The following is a 14,467-nucleotide window of genomic DNA, read 5'->3' as shown; positions in this document are numbered from 1 at the left end:
TCCGAGCCGTCGAGACTCGCGCCTGCGGCGCATGCGCTTCGACGACTCGGACGCGAGACGGGCCGCGAACGGGTCGCTCGTAAGACTCGCTCCGTGGTGGTCGCGGATGGCGGATCGTTCGGCACCTGGTGCACGCGCGTCGAGACTCGCGACTTCGTCGTATGCGCTTCGACGGCTCGGACGTGCGACGGGCCGGGGACGGGGACGGGTCGCTCGTAAGACTCGCTCCGTGGTGGTTACGAATGCGCGCCACTCACGACTATCGGGACTATGTCCGCAGTCGGGCAGCTATTACTTGGTCGGGCCGAGCAGTGTGCTGGCCAGGGTGTATGCCAGGTTGATCAGCTCGGAGGTGAGCACGCTGTTGTCCATGCCGAGGGATCTGGCCAGCGGCAGCATCATTTGCATGATCGTGCCGACCAGGCCTGGCAGGGAACCGGTTGTGCTCGGCGCGGTCTGGCCCGGCGACATGTGGAAACCCGGCGTTTGGGCCGTACCGGGTGATTGCGGGGTGTTGGGCGAGAGTGCGTAGCCCGGTGACTGCGATGTACCCGCTTGCGGCGAGCTGGGCGACTGTGCCGACCACTGTGACTGCGTGCCCGGCGAGCCGGGTGACTGCGCCGACCACTGTGACTGCGTGTCCGGGGAGCTGGGCACCGGCGTGTATCCCGGTGCCGGTGCGTACCCCTGCGGCGGATTCGATGATGCGGGCGCGGTCGGGGCTGTCCCCGTCGATGGTGCGGAATTCGGGACCGTCGTCGATTCGGGCACGGCCTGCGGCAGCGGGACGGCCGAAGTCTGCGTTCCGCCGGGAGCCTGCTGGGTGCCGGGAACATGCGGAACCGACTGCGTCTGCGAGGTATTCGAGAGCGGAGCCGAGGCGGGCCGGTCTGTCGCCGAACCGGTCGGCACCGGAACCGTCCCCGCCGTCGCCTGCTGCGGTACGCCGAGCAGGAAGCCGACCAGGCCGGTGGTAATGGCCAGGGCGTGCTTGACCTGCCCTTCCGGACTCTCCAGCAGTGCGGCGTCCTCGGGATTGGCACCATTGCCCATCTCGAGGAAGACATCGGGCACGGTGGTCATTGCCGGACCGGCCACATCCGCGCGCGTCTGTAGTCCGTCCTGTGCGCCCGCATAGTTCGCGGCCGGGAATCCGGCCTCCAGATACGCGTCGCGCACCGCCTTCGTGGCCGCGAGGCCGAGCCCGGACTGGACCTGATCGGCCTTCGGATCCGGGATCGGCAGCTGCGGCACGATCAGATGGAAGCCTCGGTCCTGCGCCGGTGCGCCATCGGCGTGGATGCTCACCGCGACATCGGCGCCGGAGGCGTTGGCGGCCTGCGCGCGTTCATCGACGCAGCCGCCCCATCCGGAGTCGTCCTGACGACTGAGCACCACCTTGGCGCCCAGATCCTGCATGGCGGCCCGAACCAACTCGGCCACCTTCCAGTTGATGGTGTGCTCCGGCACGCCGTTGACCGTGGTCATGCCGGTGGTCTGGCAGTCCTTGGTGCCGCCGCGACCGTTGCCGACTTGCTTCGCCATGTTCTCGGCGTGGTCGGGACCCTGATGACCCGGGTCGAGGAATACGGTCTTGCCGACGAGTTTCATGGACATATCCGGAGTTGTCGGATCGGCGACCGCGGCCGGGGTCAGCCCCGACAGCGTCACCACCACGGCAGCCGTGACGGCGCAGCAGATACCGGTACCGATGATGCTTGGCTTCACGCGAAATGCCTGGTAGATAGACAAAGCAGCTCCCTAGTCCCGTGATGGTCCCGTGAGCGCTTCCAGCGAATCGACCTAAGCGGTAGCGCTCCCGGTGTTACTGCTGGTGCTGTTGTTACGGGAGAGCATAGCGTCTATAGCCTTGCGAGTTCTAGACTCGTGGCCCTCGAACAGATGCGCGTACACCCCGATCGCGGCGACGCTGGGATCGGGTAGGCCGGTCCTGGTGGTTCAGCCGACCGGGAGTTTCACCACCGGATTGGGGCCCAGGTCGGTGACGTACACGTTGCCCGCCGTGTCGACTGCCACCCCCTGTGGCTCTTTGAGCCCAGTGAACGGCAGCGGAGTCTGCACCGACGCGCCCACCGCCAACCTCGCCACCCATTGGTTGCCCCAGTCGACGACGTACACGTCGCCCGCCGTGTCGACTGCCACCCCCTGGGGATCATTGAGCCCCGTGAACGGCAGCGGGGTGGGCACCGACGCGCCCACCGCCAACCTCAGTACCCGATCGGTACCCAATTCGGTGACGTACACGTTGCCTGCCCTGTCGACCGCCACCCCCTGGGGATCTTTGATCCCGGTGAACGGCAGCTGGGTCGGCGCCGACGCGCCCACCGCCAACCTCATCACCCGATCGTTGCCCCGATCGGTGACGTATACGTTGCCCGCCGTGTCGACCGCCACACCCTGGGGATTCCTCAGGCCGGTGAACGGCAGCGGGGCCGACGCGCCTGCCGTCAACCGCATCACCCGATTGTTACTCGTGTCGGTGACGTATACGTTGCCCGCCGTGTCGACCGCTACACCCTGGGGATTCTTCAGACCTGTGAACGGCAGCGGGGTCGGCGCCGACGCGTCCGGCGCCAACCTCACCACCCGATCGTTGCCAATGTCGGCGACGTATACATTGCCCGCAGTGTCGACCGCCACACCGGTGGGTAGGTCTACGCCGGTAAACGGCAGAGCGGTCTGTGACGAGTAGGCCGGGGCGATAGGTGTGGGCGAGTTGCCACCGCCGCCTGATTCCCGTTGGACGCCGATAATCACCGCTACGGTGGCCACTACCGCAACCCCGGCCGCGACGGCGAGCAGCCCGGCGGTCTTGGCCGACAACCTGATTCGCCGCCTACGGCGCGCAGCTAGGCCCCCGCTGATGCTGACCGTGGAATCGCCCACCGCGGCGCGTGCCGCCGCGGCCAGTTCGCGCGCGGTCCGGTAACGATCGTCAGGGTTTTTGGCCATTCCTTTGGCGATGACCGCATCGAAGGCCATCGGTACATCGGGGGTAGTGGCGCTGGGTTGCGGCGGCGGGGTACGCAGGTGATGGGCGATCACACCCTCGATGCCCAATGGGCTCGCAAACGGTGGTCGGCCGGTCAGGCACTCGTACAGCACGCACGCCAACGCATAGACGTCCGCTCGGGCATCGGTCTTGGCCGCCGCGCTTATCGCCTCCGGCGCCATGTAGGCGACGGTGCCGATGGTCTCGCCGACCTTGGTCAGCGTACGGTCGTCGGCGGCGTGGGCGATCCCGAAGTCGATCAGGTAGGCGAAATCATCGGCGCTCAGCAGGACGTTGGCGGGTTTGACATCGCGGTGCGCCAGCCCAACGTCATGGGCCGCCTGCAACGCGCCGGCCACCTGGGTGATGATCGCTACTGCCCGCCGCGGCGGCAAGGCCCCTTCTCGCGTGATCACCGTGTGCAGGTCGGTGCCCTCGATCAAACGCATATTCAGATAGAGCCGACCGTCGATGTCGCCGAAGTCGTGGATGGGGATCACATGCGGCTCGGTCAGCTGCGCGACCGTCCGGCACTCCCGGCGGAACCGCTCGCGCAGCTGTTCGTCGTTGGCGAAGCTCTCGGGCAACACCTTTAGCGCCACCACCCGGTCGGTCAGCGAATCATGCGCCCGCCATACCTGGCCCATGCCGCCCTGACCCAGCAGCGACAACAGCCGATAGCGCCCGAACGCCTCCGCTGGCCCCGACCCCTGGGCGGTGTCGCCGCCACCCACTGACTTGTCATTCATCGTGCCGTCCCGTGACCACCTGTCTGGCTAACGGCGTACTCGCTTGCCTTTCCAACCGTGCCCGCGAGCTGTAGCCCCACACTAGTTGATTCAGCCAGGCCAGATGCTCAATGGTCGGGCGCTATCGCCGGTGTACGACCAGTATGGTTCCGACCACCGACACCGCCTGAACACCGACCAGAGCACGTGGGACTGTCAACTCAACGGCTCGGTCTCACTTTCGGCTCTGTCCCAACTCAACGGTGTCACCGGATGCGGGAGGGGGACTCAGGCTCCAATCGGCAAGCGGCGCAACGACCGCAGTGCATAGTGCACCCGCGTCTTGACCGTGCCGACCGGAACGCCGAAGTCATCGGCCACCTCCTGATAGGCGCGGTCCCGCAGAATCACCTCCACCACCGCGACGCGCTGCGATTCGGGTAGCCGGGCGAGTAGATCGGCGACGAGTAGACCGTCGACGAGGCGCTCGGTGAAGTCCGGATCGGCGAAGCGGACATCGCTGATCTCGCTGATCTCGTCCCATCCGGTATCCGCGGGCCGGACTGCGCGGGCGCGGGCGATATCGGTCAAGATGTTGCGTTCGATGGCGAGCAGCCAGGTGCGCACCGTGCCCTTGCTTTCGTCGAACGCCGCACAGGAGCGCCAGGCCCGTAGCAACGTCTCCTGCACCGCCTGTTCGGCGAGGCCCGAATCGCCGAGTCGGCGCATGGCGCGCCAAAGTAGCAGCGCCCGGTCCGCGGCCAGCACGGCGGCGAGCCCATCCTCGGTACACAGCCCAGCACATGCCGTCGCGCAAGTCGACCGCCTGCCCGCGACGTCGACCACCAGACGAATACCACTCATACAACGGATATCGCGAGAATCCGCGCGAGTGGAATCACGCGAGCGGGAATCCGGCGGTTCCACCGAAATCGACCACCGAGTCTGGTAGAGCTTGGCCCCGGAGATACGGGGATCTCCGCAGTTCAGCCTCCGGTGGCGGCAAGAACACAACAACTCGAGGAGACAGCAGTATGCGTGCAGGCACGCTCGTGATCGCGGGGGCGATGGCGGCTACCGTCACACTGCTGGGCACCGGAACCGCGGCCGCCCAGCCCCGCACCACCATCACCGAGGATGGCGTCTATCTGGTCGGCGTCGATATCTTCCCCGGTGTCTGGGAGGCCCCGGGCACCCCAGATCCGGCCGTTGGTTGCGACTGGCGGCGGCTGCGCAAGGTCGAAGGCGCTAACACCGATCAGCACTACATCATCAGTAACGAATTCACCAGGAACAGCCCGGTCCGCGCCGAGATCGCGTCGACCGATGTGGCCTTCAAGACCGTGAACTGCGGCGCCTGGCACATGTTGCCACCGAGCACGGGCTTACTCGGCGGCTGAGTCGAACCCACGGATATCGACTCGCGTTCAGTAGCCGTTATGGTTCGCAACCATGACGCGGAGCAAGATCCTGATCACCGGCGCGAGCGCCGGACTCGGCGCGGCCATGGCGCGGGAGTTCGCCGCCAGAGGCCGTGACCTGGCCCTGTGCGCCCGCCGCCTCGACGCGCTCGTGGCCCTGCGCGACGAACTCACCGCCGCGCACCCAGGCATTACCGTCGCGGTCCGCGCGCTCGACGTCGATGACCACGCGGCCATCCCACGGGTTTTTGCGGAACTGCGCGATGAACTCGGCGGACTGGATCGGGTGATCATCAATGCCGGTATCGGCAAGGGCGCGCTGCTCGGCACCGGACGTGCGGAGGCCAATCTCGCCACGGCCACCACCAATTTCGTCAGCGCCCTCGCCCAGACCGAGGCGGCATTGGAGATCTTCCGCGCTCAGGAGTCGGGCCACCTGGTGCTGGTGTCCTCGATGAGTGCGGTGCGCGGCTTGCCAGGGAAGAAGGCCGCCTACTCCGCGAGCAAGGCCGGACTTGCCGCGCTCGGTGAGGCGCTCACGGTCGAATTCGCGAACTCACCGATCGCGGTGACCACGCTACTTCCCGGATTCATCGCGACCGATATGGCGGCGAAGGCCGGTGACGCCCGCATGGTCGCGCCGTTGGCGAAGGGCGTCGCGTCGATGGTGCGGGCGATCGAGCGGGAGCGGATTCGCGCCTGCGTGCCCGGTTGGCCGTGGCGGCTCATCGATGTGGTGCTGCCACATCTGCCCCGTGCTGTCGTCGCCCGGATGAGCTGAGCCCCTGCACCCTGGTCGGCACCAGCATCGGTGCGGTGCTCGGCTGTGTCGCGGGCGGCAGCGTCGGCATGCCCGCGCTGGCGGCAGACCGATCGGTATGTGCCGCGCCTGGGCCGCCGCGGGCATCGCGCGGCGCCGCCGCGGCCATGATCGTCGTCGGTGTGCAGGTGGTCGTCGCCAGCGCGATCCAGTTCTTCAGCTCGTAGGACACCGATCCCGTTGTGCGACGCCTTCCCGGTCGCACAACGGGCATCGGTGCTCACGTCGAATAGTCCAGCACGGCACCGACATTCGCGGCCCAAACCCGCCAGCACTCGGAGTGCCGGAATTGTTGGACTGGAGCGCATGTCCACAGCTCTTGCGCCCTCCCCCGCCGCCGTCGCCCGACCACCGCTGATCCGGTGGCTCGCGGTCATCGCGGTAATGCTCGGCATCTTCTCGATCGTGACCACCGAGATACTGCCGATCGGCCTGCTGACCTCGATCGGAGCCGATTTCACGATCTCCGACGGCATGGCAGGGCTGATGCTGACCCTGCCCGGTCTGCTGGCCGCGATCGCCGCGCCCTTGGTGACGGTCGCGGCCGCGCGGATCGATCGCCGACTATTGCTGTGCGGCTGCACGGTGTTGCTCGTGATCGCCAATGTGGTGGCCGCGAGCGCGCCGCAGTTCTGGGTAGTGCTGGCCTCTCGCGTGCTGATCGGAGTCACCATCGGCGGCTACTGGTCGATCGCGGCCGGACTGGCCCGACGATTGGTGCCGCCGGAGTCGGTGCACCGGGCAACGGCGGTGATCTTCTCCGCCGTTCCGCTCGGTTCGGTGCTCGGCGTGCCCGCGGGCACCTTCGTCGGACATGTCGCGGGCTGGCGCGCCGCCTTCGTGGTTTTGGGCGTCCTGTCCGCGGTGGTGCTGACGCTGCTCGCGGTCACGCTGCCGCCGCTGCCCGCCGGACCGGCCCTTCGCCTTACTGCGCTGCGTCTCGCTCTTCGCGGCAGTGTCGTCCGAATCGCCTTGCTGGCGACATTTTTCGTGGTGATCGCGCAGTTCGGCACCTACACCTACGTCACGCCGTTCCTGGAACAGGTCACCGAGGTGAGCGCGGGCACGATCACCGTGTTGCTGCTGATCTACGGTGTGGCGGGCATTGCCGGGAACTTCCTCGGCGGCACGCTGCTCAGCCGTCCCCGGCTCGCGCTCGGCTTCGCGGCGAGTGCGATGGCGGTCGCGATGCTGCTGCTGCCGATGCTCGGTCACTGGGAGTTCGGCGCGATCGCACTGCTCATCGTCTGGGGTATCGGATACGGCGGTGTGCCGGTGGTGCTGCAGACCTGGTTCGCCGATGCGCTACCCGATGCGCCCGAGGTGGCTTCGGTACTGTTCACCGCCTCGTTCCAGGCCACCTTCTGCATCGGTGCGCTGGTCGGCGGGGTAATCGTGGATCGGACCGCGCCCGGGACGGTGCTGCTCTGCGGCGGCGCGACCGCGCTGCTCGTACTTCTGATTACCTTCGGAGTAATCGACGCGCGGCGGGTCCATCGGGCAGGCTGACTTCATGATCGATGAGGTAGGCACCAAGCTCTTTCACCAGTCCATGCCGTTCACCGAGCGCCTCGGGGTAGAGGTGCTCGAGCACGGCGCCGCCTTGGTGCGCAGTCGGATAGCCTGGGACGAGTCGCTGTGCACGCTGGGCGGGGTGCTGCACGGTGGGGTGTTGATGTCGCTGGCCGATGGGACCGCCGCGGTGTGTGCGTTCTTGAATCTGCCCGAAGGCAAGCAGGGCACGACGACGGTCGAGTCCAAGACGAATTTTCTGCGGGCCGTGCGTTCCGGCTATGCGATCGCGACGGCGCGACCGCTGCATGCGGGACGGTCGTTCATCGTGGTAGAGACCGAAATCCACGATGACGCGGACAAACTCGTCGCGAAGGTGACCCAGACCCAGGCCGTACTCTGACCTCGAGCCCGGCGTCGCGCCGGGCTCACTTCACCATCGTGAACTGCATGACATCGATGTGCCCGCTACGAAAGTACTCGGCACATCCGGTGAGGTAGTTCAGGTACCTGACGTAGACCTCCTCGGAAGCAATCCGCACCGCCTCGTTGTGATTGTCGACCAGCGCATCGGCCCAGTGGTCCAGCGTGCGCGCGTAGTGCAGGCGCAGCGGCTGAATCTGTTCGGTGCCGAATCCGGCCTGCCCGGCCAAGCGGGTGATCTCGGCGGGCTGGGGCAGCTGTCCGCCGGGGAAGATCTCGCGCTTGATGAAGATGTGGAAAAGCGCGGCCTCCCTGGTCACTGGAATATTCATGCGACGTAGGTCGTTGAGGGTGTGACCGATGATCGTATGCAGCAGCATCCGGCCGTCGGGCGGGAGCATGTGGTGGCAGCGCGCGAAGAATGCCGGGTACCGCTCGCGGCGGAAATGTTCGAACGCACCGATGCTGACGATCCGGTCCACAACCCCGTCGAACTCCTCCCAGCCCTGCAGTCGAACTTCGACGCCTGCCACACCGCGCCGATCGATCTCCGAGCGTACGTACTCGCACTGATTGCGGCTCAAGGTGAGACCGACGGCCTTCACGCCATAGCGCTCGACCGCACGGAACATCGTTGCGCCCCAACCGCATCCGATATCGAGCAGGGTCATCCCGGGCCGTAGATCCAATTTGCCGAGCGCGAGATCGATCTTGGCGAGCTGGGCCTGTTCCAGGGTCATATCGTCGCGCTCGAAGTAGGCGCAGCTATAGGTCATCGACGGGTCGAGAAACAACCGGTAGAAGTCGTCGGAGATGTCGTAGTGCGATTGAACTTGCTGGTAGAACGGTTCGAGGTCGGCCATCGCAGCTCCTGCCGTCGGTCGGTCCTGGCCGGATACCCACTGCTGCGAGACACACCACCGCGCCGTTTCGCATAATCGACTACCGATACGAAAACGTGGCCCGGTCCAGTCGCCGTGGCCGGGTTGTGACCATTGCGTAACGGCCGTTCGACGATGTACTCTCGGCGCTGTCCTTGTGGATGTAGACATCCCGGCCGATCAGAGCCGGACTTCCCACAAGATCTCTCAACTCCCCGACCACGCTGGCGGTCCGCCGCGCGCCCGGAGCCCACAGGGACATTCACCGCAGCACGCGCCCATCGACGCTGCCTCACACGGCTGTTCGCCGTACCCCACGCAAAGGAAAAACAATGAAAGACAGCATATTTCCCGTATCACAGGACGGGGATGCGGCGGCAGGGACCGCCGCGCACCCCCTCCGATCCGTCGGCGGCATCCTCGATATCGCCGACAACCGTGCCGCCGCCCTCCGGGTCGACGGCTACCTCCCCGGTCCGCGCGATGTGCACGTGCCACCCCGGCGCATCCGCGAATTCGGTTTGCGCCGTGGTGATTTCATCATCGGAACCGCTGAACCGGCACGCGACGGCAAGCTCGACCCGCTGATCGACATCGAATCGGTCAACGGACAGGACGCCGAGCACGCCGCGACCCGGCCCCACTTCGAGGACCTCATCCCCATCTATCCCAACCAGCGGCTGCGGCTGGAAACCGAACCGCATGCCATGACGACCCGGGTCACCGACCTGGTCATGCCCATCGGCAAGGGGCAGCGCGCACTCGTTGTCGCACCACCCAAGGCAGGCAAAACCTCTGTGCTGCAAGCGATCGCGCACGGTATCGCGAAGAACCACCCGGAATGCGAACTGATGCTCGTACTGGTCGGCGAACGTCCCGAGGAGGTGACCGATCTGGCCAGGTCGGTGCCCGCCGATGTCGCCGCCGCCACCTTCGACCAAACCCCGCGCGAGCAGATCGCACTGGCCGAACTCGCCATCGAGCATGCCAAGCGCCTGGCCGAAATGGGGCGAGACGTCGTCGTACTGCTCGACTCGCTGACCCGCCTCGCCCGCGCCTACAACAATGCGGCCCCGTCCTCCGGGCGCGTACTCTCCGGCGGCGTCGATGCCGCCGCGCTCGCGCCGCCCAAGAAATTCCTCGGCGCCGCACGCAATTTCGAGAACGGCGGCTCGCTCACCATTGTCGCCACCGCCCTGGTGGAGACCGGCTCGCTGGCCGATACCGTGATCTTCGAGGAGTACAAGGGCACCGGCAATGCCGAGCTGAAGCTGGATCGCGCGACCGCGAGCCGCCGGGTCTTCCCGGCCGTCGATATCGCCCAATCCAGCACCCGCAAGGATGAATTGCTGCTCACCCAGGACGAATTGGCGGCCACCCACCTGCTGCGCCGCACCCTCGCCGCGGTGGACAGTCAGCAGACCATCGACCTGCTGCTGGAGGGCCTGCGCCAGGCCCCGACCAATGCCGAGTTCCTGGCCCAACTCGGCGGCAAGCGGCACTGATCCGCTCGACACGTCTCCATTAAGGCTGCTTTAAGGCCGTGTCTAGTCCTCCGAGGCATATTTATTACAGCCCGATCGGGCCTGTCTTCGGAGGGGGAGACAGGGCCGGTCGGGCTATCGTCGTATTCGGCTCGGCCGTGCGTGGTCCGCGCCACCCGGTGCGAACTTCATCGCACTGCCGTCTTCGGCCAGACACGGGCGAGGCCGAGCAGATGCCGGAGTTCGGTGTCGAAATCGTGTGCGGTTACCGGCAACCGCGGACCGGATCCGACCACGGTGGGCAGTTGCCCTGCCCTTCTAGCACGTGCGGCGCGTGCCAGATGCTGCGCGTAATCGGTTATCTCCCAATCCGATTCGCCCATGCGTTGCGGTTGCGTGGTCTCGGTGGGGACGTAGGGACCGAGGTGCAGTAGTGCGTCGCGGATCTCTACGGTCATGCGGAACAGTCGGGTGACCGGATCCGCGCCGTGGCGCGCGTCGGCAGGTAGCACGATCTCCGGTACCGCCGCGGTGAGGTCGCGCCACAGTGGTCGCAGTCGGCGATAGATTCGGCCCTCGCGGTCCCAACCCGACAGCGTGAGCACAGTGCTGAACAAAGGGATGGCGAGCAGGGTCACATCGAGAGTCAGGCAGAGCACGAAATCGAGTTCGCCACGCGGCAGATGCGGACCGAGATCGGGTCGCCCCGTCAGCAGCTGGACGACGGACAGTGTCTGACTGCTCAAGACGAAGCCGCCGCTGATGCCGAGAGTCCAACAGACCAACCGCATCTTGGCGCTGAGATCGCCGAGGCGAAGTTCGTGGATGCCCGCGAGCAGGAAGACGACCATATCGACCGCCACCGGTGCGGCATAAGCGATCGCGAAGATCACCGCGGGCCCGTGCGTGCTCAGATCGACCGGTCGACCGTTGTCCGATGCCGCCGTCCCGGCGAGCAGCATGACGACGGTGGCAACCACCGCGACGAAACCGCACCGACGCAGCCGCTGCCACACCGCCATCGGCTCGGTCTCGGCGAGAATGTAGCGCGCCATGACATAGAGATGCATGGTCGTCATGACCACGCATCCCAATGCGAGGACGTAGACCGGACTGGTAATGCTCGGCGTCGAGGCGAATCGGTAGCACAGCAGGGCGGCGATGCTCCATAGCAACATCCGGTTGACGAGTTGATCGATGAGTGTGTCCCGCAACAAGATCAGTCGCCCCGCCGTGATAACGCCGACGTAGCCGAGTACCAACCAGCCGAGTGCTCCGGGAATCAGTGATGACATCTCTATCCCTCTCGGCCCCAAAACTAGAACTCGTTCCATCGGAGGATACCGCCCGCCAACAGCCACACCTCGGCGCTGCGACACCGACCGGCGACAGCACAGTGTCGGCACACCGATTCGGTGTGCCGACACTGGTTTCGCGGATCAGCCGAGCAGCACGAGCATGGCCGCGCCGAGGAAGATGAACTGTACGACGGTGCGCAGCGGCAGCGGCATGGTCTTGATGCCGATGTCCGCCCGTGCCGCACGGATATTCGCGGGGAACATCACGATCAGTAGCAGGATCAGGCCTGCGGCAGCCAGTTTGGCGATGGACGGGATCAAAAGGCCGATCGCACCGCCAATTTCGAGCAGACCCGTCAGGGTGACCCAGCCCGCCGGATCGGGCAGTTGCGGCGGCACCATCGCGACCAGTGCGCCGCGCTTCGGCTCGACGAAATGCGCGCTCGCGGTGAGGGCGAACATCGCGGCCAGCCCGAGCGCGGCGGCGTGTGGCCAGGAGTCGAGCCAACCGAGGTTGCCGAGCCAGCCGATCAATCGAGCGAGTCCGGCGATGACGATGAGTACAACCAGCGGTGCCATCAGAGTCTCCCGTGGGTCGAGCACCTAATCTTGACAGTGGCTAGATTAGGTCCGAGCGGGAAACTTGTCAATGACTAGATTTTGGGCGACTATCGAGACATGGCGAAAAGCGGCTATCACCACGGCGATCTGCGGGCCACCATCCTGGCCGCAGCCGCCGACCAGATCGCGACCGACGGCGTCGACGTGGTATCCCTGCGCGGGCTGGCCCGACGGGCCGATGTTTCACACGCGGCCCCCGCGCACCACTTCGGTGATCGCGCGGGGCTATTGACCGCGCTGGCCATCGAGGGGTTCGACCTGCTCGCCGCGCAGCTGGCCGCGGCCGGACCGGACTTTCGCGAGGTCGCGGTGGCCTACACCCGCTTCGCCCGCGAACATCCCGGCCATTTCGATGTCATGTTCCGACGTGAACTCCTGCACGCCGAGGACGAGCGCTTGGTCGCCGCCCGCACCGCGGCGGGCACGGCGCTGCGCTCCGGGGTCTCGGTCATGCAACCCGACAATGCAGATGAGCAGCAACAAGCCACCCGGCTCGCCGCCTGGTCACTGGTCCACGGTTTCGCGGCGCTCTGGCGGGAAGGGGCACTACAGGATTCGATGCTCGGCGACAGCTCGGACCCGGAAACCCTGGCCCGCCGGATGATCGCTACCGTTCACTTCGAATGACGACGGCCCGTTGGCCGTTGGACGTAAGTTCTCAGGCATGGACATCCACGCCTACCCCACCGAGGCGAATACTCCGGTGGATCTCACCGAGGCACAACGCATCGCCGACCACTATCTGTCCACCGATGACGGCATCAGCAACCTGCTCACCGAATTCGACGCGGGCTTCACGGTCGTCGCCATCTTCCCGCCGCCCCCTGGTATCGACCCGCACAAACCCCCGCTCCCCCCGGCCATCGGCGGTTCGGTCTGCGTCATCGACAAACCCACCGGCGCCATCTCCTACTGGCCCACCTACCCCACCGCCGTGGTCGCCGAACAGTACACGCAGGCAATGCAATCCGGCCGCCTGATCATCGCGGACGACTGGCCGGACGAGGACTCCGAAGCCTAAGTCAGGTGGGCGATGATGGCGGTGCGGTCCGCTTCGGTGGCTGGGAGTTGCAGTACCAGAAGGAGATCCGGGTTTTCGACGAGGCGGAGTTGGAATAGTTCGAGGTTCATGGGGCCCGTTTCGGGGTGGTCGATCCCGATGGTGGCGGCACGGAAGTCCTGGACCAGGTATTCCGACCACCAGGTGCGGAATTCGGGGCTGGCCTCGGTCAGCGCGGCGACGATGGCGGTCAGGCGGGGGTCATCGGGACGGCGGCCGACCAAGGCACGGAATTGGCTGAGGACCGCACGGGCCGCCGGCTCCCAGTTGCGCATGATGGCGCGGTTTCCCTTGTGGGCGAACATCATCCAGAGCATGTTGCGGCGGTCCGGGTCGAGTTCGGCAGGGTCGACGCGCATCCGAGTGTAGGCCTGGTTCCAGACCACGAAATCGAAGTGACCGTCGTGGATTGCCGCAGGACTCGGCATCATCGAGTCGACCAGACGCTGTAGGCGCGATATCGCCTCGCCGGGCTGGGCCACGGCGACCGGATCCGCCAGACCGGCCAAGCGGCGCAGATGGCGGTGCTGTCCGGCATCGAGGCGCAATGCCCTGGCCAGCGCGTCGACGACCTGAGAGCTGGCCGCGATCTTGCGGCCCTGCTCGAGCCAGGTGTACCAGGTCAGGCTCACCCCAGCGAGTTCGGCGACCTCCTCGCGACGCAGGCCGGGCGTGCGTCGTCGCCCCGGTTCCAGATCCGGCGGCAGCCCGACATCGGTCGGCCGCAGACGGGAACGTTGCGCGCGCAGGAACGCGGCCAGTTCGGAGCGGCGGTTATCGGGCCCGCCCGTCGCCCGACCACCACCCCTCATGGAATCGCTACGCGATTGTTCCTTCATTACCTGCCCTCTATGGGTAGCAGTATCGGTAACAGGACCGCGCCGCCGCCCGTCTCTAGCGTCAAGTGAAACAGGAGATCGGGGAAACGATCACCCAGCACAAGGAGTGTGACATGACGGGCAACAAGGGACCGGTTCTCGTGATCGGTGCGACCGGACAGCAGGGCCGGGCGACCACAGCGCAACTACTCGAACGCGGTTGGGAAGTCCACGCATTCGTGCGCGATCTGGAGACACCCGCGGCGCATGCATTGCGCGAAAGCGGTGCCAATTGAGGTTTCCCTCAAACGGTGGACAGGGGGTTTATGCAGCTTCAGGCGGCCGCGCGGAGTGACTTCTCGAAGTTATCGGGACTTTGCATCCCGAT

The 14,467-nt window shown here is 66.2% G+C and carries 15 protein-coding genes and 1 pseudogene; 9 read left to right on the top strand and 7 right to left on the bottom strand.

The window, feature by feature from the left end:
• Positions 1-291: 291 nt before the first annotated feature.
• From AB0J29_RS36080 to AB0J29_RS36070, 3 genes are all read right to left on the bottom strand, one after another.
• Complete coding sequence (locus tag AB0J29_RS36080; RefSeq protein WP_364795574.1) at positions 292-1,752, bottom strand: N-acetylmuramoyl-L-alanine amidase; 1,461 nt, start codon at positions 1,750-1,752, stop codon at positions 292-294.
• A gap of 207 nt (positions 1,753-1,959) precedes the next feature.
• The gene (locus AB0J29_RS36075; protein WP_364795571.1) at positions 1,960-3,762 is read right to left on the bottom strand and encodes a serine/threonine-protein kinase PknD; all 1,803 of its coding nucleotides are present in this window, start codon (positions 3,760-3,762) and stop codon (positions 1,960-1,962) included.
• Between the two features lie 267 nt (positions 3,763-4,029).
• A complete protein-coding gene (locus tag AB0J29_RS36070; RefSeq protein ID WP_364795569.1) occupies positions 4,030-4,605 on the bottom strand; it encodes a sigma-70 family RNA polymerase sigma factor in 576 nt (191 codons plus the stop codon).
• A 170-nt stretch (positions 4,606-4,775) separates the two neighbouring features.
• On the opposite strand from AB0J29_RS36070, the gene AB0J29_RS36065 reads away from it, so the two are divergent.
• The 5 genes from AB0J29_RS36065 to AB0J29_RS36045 all read left to right on the top strand — a co-directional run bounded on the left by AB0J29_RS36065 (position 4,776) and on the right by AB0J29_RS36045 (position 7,897).
• Positions 4,776-5,141 (top strand): hypothetical protein, encoded by a 366-nt coding sequence (locus AB0J29_RS36065; RefSeq protein WP_364795566.1) that lies wholly within the window; start codon positions 4,776-4,778, stop codon positions 5,139-5,141.
• Positions 5,142-5,193: 52 nt separating this feature from the next.
• Positions 5,194-5,943, top strand: a complete 750-nt coding sequence (locus AB0J29_RS36060) for an SDR family oxidoreductase (RefSeq protein ID WP_364795563.1) — start codon at positions 5,194-5,196, stop codon at positions 5,941-5,943.
• A gap of 35 nt (positions 5,944-5,978) precedes the next feature.
• Positions 5,979-6,149, top strand: a complete 171-nt coding sequence (locus tag AB0J29_RS36055) for a hypothetical protein (protein WP_364795561.1) — start codon at positions 5,979-5,981, stop codon at positions 6,147-6,149.
• Positions 6,150-6,288: 139 nt separating this feature from the next.
• Complete coding sequence (locus tag AB0J29_RS36050; protein WP_364795558.1) at positions 6,289-7,491, top strand: MFS transporter; 1,203 nt, start codon at positions 6,289-6,291, stop codon at positions 7,489-7,491.
• A gap of 4 nt (positions 7,492-7,495) precedes the next feature.
• Entirely contained in the window at positions 7,496-7,897 is a 402-nt protein-coding gene (locus AB0J29_RS36045) for a PaaI family thioesterase (RefSeq protein WP_364795556.1), read from the top strand.
• Positions 7,898-7,922: 25 nt separating this feature from the next.
• On the opposite strand, the gene AB0J29_RS36040 is transcribed toward AB0J29_RS36045, so the two are convergent.
• Positions 7,923-8,780: a cyclopropane mycolic acid synthase family methyltransferase gene (locus tag AB0J29_RS36040; protein ID WP_364795553.1), complete on the bottom strand. Its 858-nt coding sequence runs from the start codon at positions 8,778-8,780 to the stop codon at positions 7,923-7,925.
• A 416-nt stretch (positions 8,781-9,196) separates the two neighbouring features.
• Between AB0J29_RS36040 and AB0J29_RS36035 the strand changes: the two are divergent.
• Positions 9,197-10,303 (top strand): annotated as a pseudogene (locus tag AB0J29_RS36035) (transcription termination factor Rho, short form); the annotation flags it as partial.
• 167 nt (positions 10,304-10,470) lie between these two features.
• On the opposite strand, the gene AB0J29_RS36030 reads toward AB0J29_RS36035, so the two are convergent.
• Complete coding sequence (locus AB0J29_RS36030) at positions 10,471-11,577, bottom strand: MAB_1171c family putative transporter (RefSeq protein ID WP_364795550.1); 1,107 nt, start codon at positions 11,575-11,577, stop codon at positions 10,471-10,473.
• Between the two features lie 144 nt (positions 11,578-11,721).
• The gene (locus AB0J29_RS36025; protein ID WP_364795547.1) at positions 11,722-12,159 is read right to left on the bottom strand and encodes a hypothetical protein; all 438 of its coding nucleotides are present in this window, start codon (positions 12,157-12,159) and stop codon (positions 11,722-11,724) included.
• Between the two features lie 99 nt (positions 12,160-12,258).
• Between AB0J29_RS36025 and AB0J29_RS36020 the strand changes: the two genes are divergently transcribed.
• Together AB0J29_RS36020 and AB0J29_RS36015 are read left to right on the top strand one after the other, a co-directional pair.
• Positions 12,259-12,828 carry a TetR/AcrR family transcriptional regulator gene (locus AB0J29_RS36020; RefSeq protein WP_364795544.1) on the top strand — a complete coding sequence of 190 codons (570 nt, stop codon included), beginning with the start codon at positions 12,259-12,261 and terminating at the stop codon, positions 12,826-12,828.
• A gap of 37 nt (positions 12,829-12,865) precedes the next feature.
• Complete coding sequence (locus tag AB0J29_RS36015) at positions 12,866-13,222, top strand: hypothetical protein (RefSeq protein ID WP_364795541.1); 357 nt, start codon at positions 12,866-12,868, stop codon at positions 13,220-13,222.
• Here AB0J29_RS36015 and AB0J29_RS36010 read toward each other — a convergent pair.
• The gene (locus tag AB0J29_RS36010; protein WP_364795539.1) at positions 13,219-14,100 is read right to left on the bottom strand and encodes a helix-turn-helix transcriptional regulator; all 882 of its coding nucleotides are present in this window, start codon (positions 14,098-14,100) and stop codon (positions 13,219-13,221) included. The two genes, AB0J29_RS36015 and AB0J29_RS36010, sit on opposite strands and share 4 nt — an antisense overlap.
• Positions 14,101-14,213: 113 nt before the next feature.
• Between AB0J29_RS36010 and AB0J29_RS36005 the strand changes: the two genes are divergently transcribed.
• Positions 14,214-14,375, top strand: a complete 162-nt coding sequence (locus tag AB0J29_RS36005; RefSeq protein WP_364795536.1) for an NmrA family NAD(P)-binding protein — start codon at positions 14,214-14,216, stop codon at positions 14,373-14,375.
• The last annotated feature ends 92 nt before the right edge of the window (positions 14,376-14,467 follow it).

The sequence above is a fragment of the Nocardia sp. NPDC049707 genome (assembly GCF_040674855.1).
Classification (GTDB): domain Bacteria; phylum Actinomycetota; class Actinomycetes; order Mycobacteriales; family Mycobacteriaceae; genus Nocardia.
Note: the sequence above shows the minus strand (reverse complement) of the source record. Positions and strands in the feature narration are given on the sequence as shown.

What these genes read in the sequence shown, in the direction of transcription:
- AB0J29_RS36040 (WP_364795553.1), bottom strand. Translation starts at nt 8,780, where the DNA reads ATGGCCGACCTCGAACCGTTCTACCAGCAAGTTCAATCGCACTACGAC.
- AB0J29_RS36075 (WP_364795571.1), bottom strand. Translation starts at nt 3,762, where the DNA reads ATGAATGACAAGTCAGTGGGTGGCGGCGACACCGCCCAGGGGTCGGGG.
- AB0J29_RS36025 (WP_364795547.1), bottom strand. Translation starts at nt 12,159, where the DNA reads ATGGCACCGCTGGTTGTACTCATCGTCATCGCCGGACTCGCTCGATTG.
- AB0J29_RS36045 (WP_364795556.1), top strand. Translation starts at nt 7,496, where the DNA reads ATGATCGATGAGGTAGGCACCAAGCTCTTTCACCAGTCCATGCCGTTC.
- AB0J29_RS36005 (WP_364795536.1), top strand. Translation starts at nt 14,214, where the DNA reads ATGACGGGCAACAAGGGACCGGTTCTCGTGATCGGTGCGACCGGACAG.
- AB0J29_RS36050 (WP_364795558.1), top strand. Translation starts at nt 6,289, where the DNA reads ATGTCCACAGCTCTTGCGCCCTCCCCCGCCGCCGTCGCCCGACCACCG.
- AB0J29_RS36070 (WP_364795569.1), bottom strand. Translation starts at nt 4,605, where the DNA reads ATGAGTGGTATTCGTCTGGTGGTCGACGTCGCGGGCAGGCGGTCGACT.
- AB0J29_RS36060 (WP_364795563.1), top strand. Translation starts at nt 5,194, where the DNA reads ATGACGCGGAGCAAGATCCTGATCACCGGCGCGAGCGCCGGACTCGGC.
- AB0J29_RS36030 (WP_364795550.1), bottom strand. Translation starts at nt 11,577, where the DNA reads ATGTCATCACTGATTCCCGGAGCACTCGGCTGGTTGGTACTCGGCTAC.
- AB0J29_RS36065 (WP_364795566.1), top strand. Translation starts at nt 4,776, where the DNA reads ATGCGTGCAGGCACGCTCGTGATCGCGGGGGCGATGGCGGCTACCGTC.
- AB0J29_RS36015 (WP_364795541.1), top strand. Translation starts at nt 12,866, where the DNA reads ATGGACATCCACGCCTACCCCACCGAGGCGAATACTCCGGTGGATCTC.
- AB0J29_RS36020 (WP_364795544.1), top strand. Translation starts at nt 12,259, where the DNA reads ATGGCGAAAAGCGGCTATCACCACGGCGATCTGCGGGCCACCATCCTG.
- AB0J29_RS36010 (WP_364795539.1), bottom strand. Translation starts at nt 14,100, where the DNA reads ATGAAGGAACAATCGCGTAGCGATTCCATGAGGGGTGGTGGTCGGGCG.